Source organism: Gilliamella sp. G0441 (genome assembly GCF_050589305.1).
In the GTDB taxonomy this organism is placed as follows: Bacteria; Pseudomonadota; Gammaproteobacteria; order Enterobacterales; family Orbaceae; genus Gilliamella.
Genome location: NZ_JBNRJF010000022.1, coordinates 1 through 9,219, shown reverse-complemented (window position 1 = coordinate 9,219; position 9,219 = coordinate 1). Strand labels below are relative to the sequence as shown.

The 9,219-nt window shown below is 38.2% G+C and carries 2 protein-coding genes; both read left to right on the top strand.

Features of this window, described 5'->3' with window-relative positions; translation table 11 throughout:
- On the top strand, window positions 1-1,471 hold a 1,471-nt coding region (locus ACKJXD_RS11750), incomplete at its 5' end, for a hypothetical protein (RefSeq protein WP_430876398.1).
- Window positions 1,471-9,219: SdrD B-like domain-containing protein (locus ACKJXD_RS11745; protein WP_430876397.1), on the top strand; the 7,749-nt coding region annotated here is incomplete at its 3' end. The genes ACKJXD_RS11750 and ACKJXD_RS11745, both read left to right, overlap by 1 nt.

Sequence of the window (9,219 nt, the reverse complement as noted above, 5' to 3'; positions counted from 1 at the left end):
AGAAGAGTGGGGTGGCGAATTACGTTATGACTTTGAGGCGGATAAAAAAGGGGTCTTACTGGGTTACAGCAGTGAAAAAGACAAGGCAAATTATGTTGAAAAAATAGCCCGTGCACAATACTACACGACACTCGGAGACTTATATAAAACGGCGTTAGAGTTACAACAACGCAATACCCATAATTATGGTGATGCCTCTACCCGTGAAACCTTAGTGGCAGCGAAAATAGAGCGTTCGTTTTTTGGTGGACGGGATAAAGGTTATCTTATCCAGCAAATGACGATGACTAAATCGGGTGATGTGGCGAATGATAACCGTACCACCTTAGGGTACAGCTCACAAATTACCGAAAGCATCAATCTGGGTGCAGAAGTTTTTGCATCAAACCGGGGTGCCGGTGGTGGCGTTCAGGGTAGCTGGGATGTGAATGACCGCACCAGTTTATATACTAAAGTCTTAAATGATGTGGACTCGACCTCGGGTCGGGGCATTACGACGGTTGTCGGAGGACGCACCAAGGCGACCAGCCAGATAGAGCTTTACTCAGAGCGACAATTTAAAACCACCAAAATTGACCGAACCACCTCTGATGTTTACGGGGTGACTTATAAACCGACTGAATCTCAGTTTGTTGAAGGGTCTTACTCGGTAGGACGGGTGAATAACCGTTACCGAAACCGCAACACCAGTTTAACCGGAAATGGTGAAACCCGTCGTGATGTTTGGGCGGTAGGATACGGTTATAAAAATGATACCGTTCAGGTGCGTAACCGGGTGGAATACCGGATAGATGAAGGTAGTGAGCGTATCCGCCAATGGGTAACGACCAACCGGGCAAAAACGACCGTGAACGAGAACCTCAGCTGGATGGCGCAGTTTGATTTTGCGAAAACGTTAGGAGAGCACAATAACAACAGTGAAGTGGTGAGTAACTACACGGAGTCGACAATAGGCTTTGCGTATCGCCCGTTATCCATCAATAACCTGAATTTATTCGGTAAGCTGACGTATGTGTATGGTTTAGATCCGGATGATCAGCTGATAGCGAACTCGACATCGTCAAATGGTAAAAGCTATACCTCAAGTCTGTATGACCAAAAGAGCTGGGTGTGGTCATTAGAAGGTGTATATGAGTGGAATGCGAACTGGGAAACGGCGTTTAAAGCGGCGCACCGACAAGGGCATTTACGTTACAAAGGTGAAAGCTCATGGTACTCCTCAGGGGCAAGCTTGTATGCACTCCGCCTCAATTACAAGACAGGTGACTGGGAATACCAGATAGAAGGTCGAACATTGCGTACCGATCTGGCGGATGACCATAAAGACGGGGTTGTGACCAGTATTTACCGAAATGTCGGTGACAATATCAAGATGGGAGTGGGTTATAACTTTACGGATTATAACGATAACTTAACGCACCTGAACTACCGTTCACATGGTTGGTTTGTCAATGTAGTAGGGAGTTTCTAATGAACAGTTGGCAAAAAGTTGAAAAACGAAAAGAAGAGAATTTACGCATATCAGGAGAACAGATAATGCGAACTGCGCATAATGCAACAGTGAAAAAGAAAATGCTAAGGGGTATAAAGCAATTATTAGCCTCAGCATTTATATCGATGGCGACACTATCAACTGCGTATGCCTTTGATATAGATGGGAAAGTTTATTTAGATTACGACAATACGGCAAGCAAAACAGAAATGCCGTTAATGGGTTTAAAAGTTGAATTATATGATAGTAATCAAAAACTATTATCTAGTGTGACAACCAATCAGGATGGAAGCTATAAATTAGATGCGCCGTTACTGGGGACATATAAGGTTGTGGCAAAAACGGCAGAAGGTGAAACCATCGATCGTTCGGTACAATTGATAGTTAATACCGGTGCATCGGCTCAAAATTTATTTATTAAAGGGCAAGGCGGTGATATCAACTTAGCGATAAAAGATGGCAAAGGTACGGGAGCAATGAATATTCCTGTTAGGTTGATTCATACCGCCTCTAAAAGACAAACCATTTTTGTATCGAATAATAGTGGTATCGTCGAACTTAAAAACACCTTAAAAGGTCATCAGTATGATATGGTGGTTAATACAGAAGATTTTATTGCAGATTCAAGTAATAAAATCAAATATGCCTTATGGGATGCAACGTTACCGGATAGCAAAAACGCCTATGTTGACAAAATTAGTTTCAATATGGCGGGTAAAAACCAAAAAGGTGTGTTTAATGTCAAACCACGTAACGAATGGGGTGTTGATGGTGTTGTCGCTATCGATCAAAATGCTGATGGGATCTATACAGTAAATTCTGATACCGGTGCAATTGATATGAATGTCGAGCTTTATTATCCCGGCACGACAACGAAAGTACTGGGTACAAAAACAATTACTACAACTGATAATGGTCGATATCATTTTAGGAATCTAGCTGTTGCAAAATATGACATTAAGGTAACCAATGTTAAAGCGCCTTATATCGCGCTTAGCAAACTTGAACAAAACGTCACAATAACTGATGCAAATGGTCAAACAAGTGGTCCCAACTTTTTGTTAAACATTGATCCGAACGATACAACGTTAGCAGGTATATCTGGTCTTGTATTTGCATTAACTTCAGAACGATTCCCTGAAGACGGTCCGGATGGTGGTAAAAAAAATGGGAATACTTTATTTAAGACTGGTGATAAACCTCTTGTAACACCAGTTCATCTTTATCAACATGATGGCAATAGTTGGAGTTTAATTGCAAAACAAACCACTAATAAAGAAGGTGCTTATAAATTTAGAGGACTAAGAGCGAATAAAGATTATAAAATCGTTTTAGAAGAATCAGGCATTGATACGAATCAATTTTTCTTTATCGGTGACACAGATGGTAAATCAACCAGTACCTCATCTGAATCAAAAAGTACTCATAAAGGTAAAGTAAAACTTAGCAATGGTACGCAAGATAAAATAGCGCCGAAAGAGATTATTATTACTAATTTAAATGGCGGTACTAAGTCAAATCAAAACTTTTGGTATTCAAAGATCGGACCAAGTTTATTAGGTGTAGAAAGTAGCTTACAGAGCGTAGATAATAAGGGAAGCTGGGGCGGCGAAGTAAATGGTATGAGTGCAATAAGTACTGGGCCTTATATAAACGTTGCTTTTTTTGAAGAAGATGGCGTCACGCCAGCGACCAAAATAGATGGGACACGCTTATATGCTAAATATCTAAAAGGCCCAGATGATTACTCGCGTGCTCAACGGGCTAGGGTTAATTCTGATCATGGTGGAATTTATACATACAAAATTATTGGATATGATTCAAATTATTTAGATATCCAAGGTGTTACACAAGAATATCGAGTAAGATCGGTTGCAAATAATGCAAGTGCTACCGAAAGATTGGGTGGTTTTTCTGTTGTATATTTCAGAGGTAAAACGCCTAACTCTATTTCGGGTTATGTTTACTTAAATAATAGCCATGTTGGTACAACTGGCAACTTTGATCCTAAGCAAGATGTTCCTATTCGATATAATCGTGTCGTTTTACAACATAAGCAAGTATCTACAGGAAAATGGGAAAATGATGATATTGCTTATATGGGAACGGACAAAGATGGACGTTATAATTTTACTAAGTTACCTGATGGTGAATATAGAGTAGTTATTCAACCTATTTTTGGCTCAGGCAGTAATGCAGATATAAATGATATTGTATTAGAGCGTAATGATCAAAATGATATTATTACCAAAAATACTGCTAGTATTGTTGTTAAAGTAAAAGGTGGTCAAAACTATACTAAAGATACTAATTTCTGGTATAAGTTAAAACAACAAGATTATGTTGTTAAAGGTACTGTTTATTTAGATACTTACAGAGGAGACGGTAAACTTACTGTAGGTGGGACGGCTGACGCTTTCGATAAACCGTTGTTTGATGCAACAGTTTTATTATGTAGAGATAATAATGATTGTACTTCTCGCTCGGGTAAAAGTGTATTAGCTTCACAAAAAACCGATAAAACAGGACGTTATGAATTTACTGGAAAAGATGGACTGACAAAAGGGAAAGATTTTATCATTAAAGTTGTTCGCTCAGATACTGAGGCAGTAACAGATCCAAAACAGGGTCTTGCTCAGTTGCAAACGGTTCGTTTTGATAAAATAGATTTACCTATTATCCATAACTTTTTAATGCAAGGTAAAGGTAAAGAAATTCGATTTATTCCTATCAATGATTTAGATGGTAATGAAAAATTTGAAGGTAACGGTAGCAAAGAACAGGGTTATGGTATATTTCAAGTTCAGTATTGGAATGGAAGCGCTTACCAAGAATGGCTAACGGCTGGAGACTTTTATAATAATCTAGTTCTTGACCGTTTACCTAAAGGTAAATATCGTATTATTCATAATCAAGATAACACTAATTATAGTTATATCGATATTGCTGATAAAGATCCTGTTACAGATATAGGTGTTTTTGACATAGAAGTCTTGGCCGATGGTACTTTAGCTAATAATGTTAAGCCTCGTCAATATATTATGCAAGTATCGAAAGCATCTAAGGGAATAACAGGTAATCTCTATTTAGATATTACAGGTTCAGGAAAAAAAGAAGATGCAGTTTTATTAACTAGTCAAGAGTTATCTAAATATAATAAGGACAATCTCAGAGTAGAAGGTATTTTCTCACCTCGTGTTTATAAGGGATATTATGAAGGTGATGTCAATACTATTTTGAATAAACCTGATTTTATCGATAAAACGATAAAAATCAATGGCGAATTTGCTTATAATCAAGCTAATTCACCTCGTGGTACTGTGTATCTAACTAATATGCTTCTCAGATTACAGGGTCTAGATTCAAATCAATTTGAATTAGTGGCTAGTGGTAATCAACCTAAAGACGAGCATTTACCAGATGAAGTGAAAAAAATAGAGTATTTACAGGTTTCACCTACTCTGTCTGATGGAGCATCTGATCAGTATTGGTTAGTAAAATTAAAAAATGATACCGAAATCAGTGGTCGACTTTATTATGATTATGATGAGGATGGTAACTTTAATACCAGCAAAAATGATGTGCCTATTGTTGGGGTAACAGTTGAATTGTATCGTAATGGAGAATTATATAATCAAGTTAAAACTGATAAATCGGGTATATATTCGTTTAAAAATTTATTCAATGATACTTATACTATTAAAGTTACAGAACAAGGCTTAGATGTAAAAACTTATGAACTTAAATCAGCGTTAGATACTGTACCAAATATTAAAATCACATCACAAACACCAAAAATAAAGGGTGGTAATTTAGATTTTATCTATAAGAAAAACGGTGATGCAGCTATTGCAGGTTATGTAATGGTGGATATTAATAATAATGGTAAAACGGATATTAGTTTTGATAAAACAGGTGATCTTGCTGTAACAAAAGTTAAAGTTAAGTTATTTAAAAAAGTGAATAACACTCTTGTTAAATATCTTGAAGCTGACACTAATGAAAATGGTTACTATAGTTTTAGTGGTATTGATCTTAATACGGATTATGTAGTTGAAGTTGTTCCACCAAGTAATTATGGTGTTATTTCAAATGCTAATCTAAAACCAAGTAAAACTTTAGAAACAATATCTTTTGGTGATATAGGAAGAACTATACAAAATCAGTCTTTCTTATTAGCAGGGAGTTCAAACAGTTCACCGTCAGCAGGTATAGCTAGTAATCAAGCGCTTAATAGTGGTATTGCAGGTAAAACTATTATTGAAGGCACATCACCTGAATTACCAATTGATAATGTATTGATCGGTCTAGTTACTTCAAACGGAACTGAAATCGCTCGTCAATATACCAACAGTAAAGGTGAATATCATTTCTATAACTTACCTTCCGGTAAGTACAGTATTAATGTTGTAACGTCACCGGATGGTTATTCATTAGTGAAAAACAGTAAAGGAACCACTCAACCAATCAATACTTTATCAAATATTGAAATAACCAATACTGGTGTCTCTGGTAATAGTTTCTATTATAAAGAAGCTAGTGTTGACGGTATTCAAGGAAAAATCTATGTTGATTTTGCCGATAATAATACCGATTTTAATAAGTTAAATGCATTTGCCTATTTACTTGATAATAAAGCTGCGTTAACGGTTGAATTACATGAAGGTTTAGATGGTAATGGTAAGCTATTAATGACCCAAAAAACCGTAGATGGTAAGTACCAATTCTCTAACCTGATGTTTGGTAATAGTGCTAACTATTCTGTGGTACTGAAATTAGACACTAATGCCGACTATGAGTTTAAACAAAGTTCAGCAGGTAAAGATGCGAAGCATATCGTTATTCCAGTTGCAAAATTACCAAAAAAAGGTTCGCCGGATAACAATTATCTGCTGGTAGGAAAACAAAAAATCGGTGGTTATGTCTGGGTTGATGAAAATGGCAGCAAAGACAGACAGGATGACGAAGGGCTTAATGGCATCAAAGTGACCCTTAACTACCAGGCACCAGGTACAACGGATTATGTTGAACTTAAAAAAGTTGACACCAAAACGGTGAATGGCAAAAAAGGTAATTATCAGTTTGAAAAATTACCGAAGGGTGGTAACTATCAAATTAAAGTTAGCACACCGGATGGAATGCAATTAATTGCGAACACTGTCATAAAAGACAATAAAGATACCTATGAGTTTCCTTCGTTAGACGGAGATAAGTTAACTAATAGTACAGCGTATAAATACAATGGTACGATAAAAGGTCATGTGAGTATTGATGTCGATAACAGCCAAACGAAAACGGCTGTAGACGGAAACTTAGCAGGACTGAAATTATCGCTGAAAAGTTCGGATGGCAAACTTACCCGAGAAGCTATAACTAACAGCGATGGTAATTTTGCAGTAGATAACTTATCGTTTGGTGATTGGGTTATCACGGCAGACAATTCGCAAAGTGTGACCGGCTACCAATTGAGTTATACCCAAACGGGTAATAAAGCAGTGGCAGTAACGTCAAAAGACTTATCATTAACGGTTAATCTTTCGAAGCAAAATCCAGCGGTGAATGACGTTGAAATAGGTTATCGCGGCAGTGCAGTTATCAAAGGTTATGTGGTGATCGATGCCAATAACGACGGTAAATACAGTGAAAAAGAAGATATCGCCTTTGGTGCCTTAAGTACGCCAATTACGCCGAAACTGGTGTTAACATCGACGAAATCCGGATTTGTAGAGCAAGCAATTAAGGTTGATGCAAAAACCGGTTTATTTGAGGTAAAAGACTTAAGCCAACATGATTATGTCCTGAAAATTGATGATAAAGCGCTCGAAAGTTCCGGTTATAAACTGGTGTTCAGCCCGAATTCAACAACAGTGACCAATCAGGTGACGTTCAGTGTTAATGGTCCGAAAGATACCCGCTTCTCAGCCGGTGATGTTGCGAAGCAACAAGCATTTGGCTTTAAAGCTGAAAACGCCTTAAAAGGGACAATCTATAAAGATTACTCTGGACAAGGAACCCATCAGCCTTATCACGTGGGCACGTTATCAGGGGTGAAAGTTGTGGCGACAAACAGCAATGGCTTAACCTTAGAGGTAGAAAGTGACAGTAAGGGTGAATATGAGATAACCAATATAGCAGCAGGTAGCTGGACGATACGTGTAGAAGCACCGTCAAATTCAGGTTATGACTTCAGTTATGTGGCACAGAAAGTGGGTGGCGCCATTACGTCAATTACCGGAAATGGTGCCGTTGTCAACATTGCGCAAGTATCTTCGGCAAACAAAATCACAAAAGTTGATTTTGGTCTGAAAGGACAGGCGAGCATTGAAGGTCAGGTAGTAATAGACGTGAATGCGAATGATGGCGCGGTGATCAATGCACAGGATATCGGAATTGATAAGCTATTTGCTGACTACACGGTAGGATTATATGTAGATAATAATCTGGTGAAAGAGGTTAAAGCGGTCAGTACCGGAAGTACAGAAACGGAGTTAGGTAACTACCGATTTGAGAACTTAGTATCGGGTGTTGATTATCAGGTGAAAGTGAGTCGTCCGGTAACGGATTATGTTAGCAGCTTTATGTTAACCGACAGCAAACACAAAGTAACGGTTGATCAGACTGACAGTGAAATGAGTGAAACTTATCAATTTGCCGGTGCAACGGACAAAGCAACCGGTGTAAGTTTTGCGTGGAAAGGTACCACCAGTATCAAAGGTAAAGTTTACTTAGACGGTGATGATGACGGGATTTATAACGCATCGTATGACAGCAGTGTTAATGCGGCATTAACGGTGAAATTGAGTAATATCAACAATCCGATATTGCAGACAACACAAACCATTGCTGCCGGAGAGATGGCTTATGAAATAACCGGTCTTATCCCAGGTAAATGGCAAATTGAAGTAGAAGGCGTACCGAGCACGTTACGGGCAAGCTTTGACCCGGATGATGCGCACCATGATAGCAAAGGTCAATTAATGTTACCGAAAACGGCAAATATGGCGACAGTAGAAATTACCGGTAACTTAACCGATAAGGACTTTGGTTATATCCATGGCGGTATTATTGAAGGAAAACTGGTAGAAGACCGTGAAGGTAAAGGTCTGTCCAGTCTGTCAGCGTTAACCGGATTGTCGGGTGCGGATGTCTATTTGTTAGACAATACTCAAAAACACCTGATGAACAAAGAGAATAAACCACTATCCTTTATGACAAACAGCGATGGTAAGTTTATGTTCCGTAATCTGGAGATAAATGCCGATTCGAAATACAGTATCCGTTTACTGTTTGGTGAATATCACGATGGTGTGGTTGGCTCAGATAAAACCAATCCGTTATACGAAAAAGTGCCATATTTTGAACAATACATCGATAGTAATGGAAAAGTGGTTAAACATGACTTAATTGATCTTGCCACACCACCAGCTTCGATTGTTTATAATGGCTCAGGTGGTATGCAAACATTGCCAATTAAGCTAAATGATGGAAGCAGCACCTTTAGTGCAACAAGTAACGATATCGTACTGGGTTACCGGGCACATAATGCGGATGTAACCGTAATAAAAACGGCACTGAAGGATAATGTCGTGGTGGGTGATATTGTCCCTTATACCATCAAGGTGATTAATAATTCGTCACACAAATCACGCATTAAAATAAAAGATATTTTACCGTCAGGGTTTAAGTTCGTGAAAGGTTCATCGCGTTTAAATGGCAAAAAAGTAGCG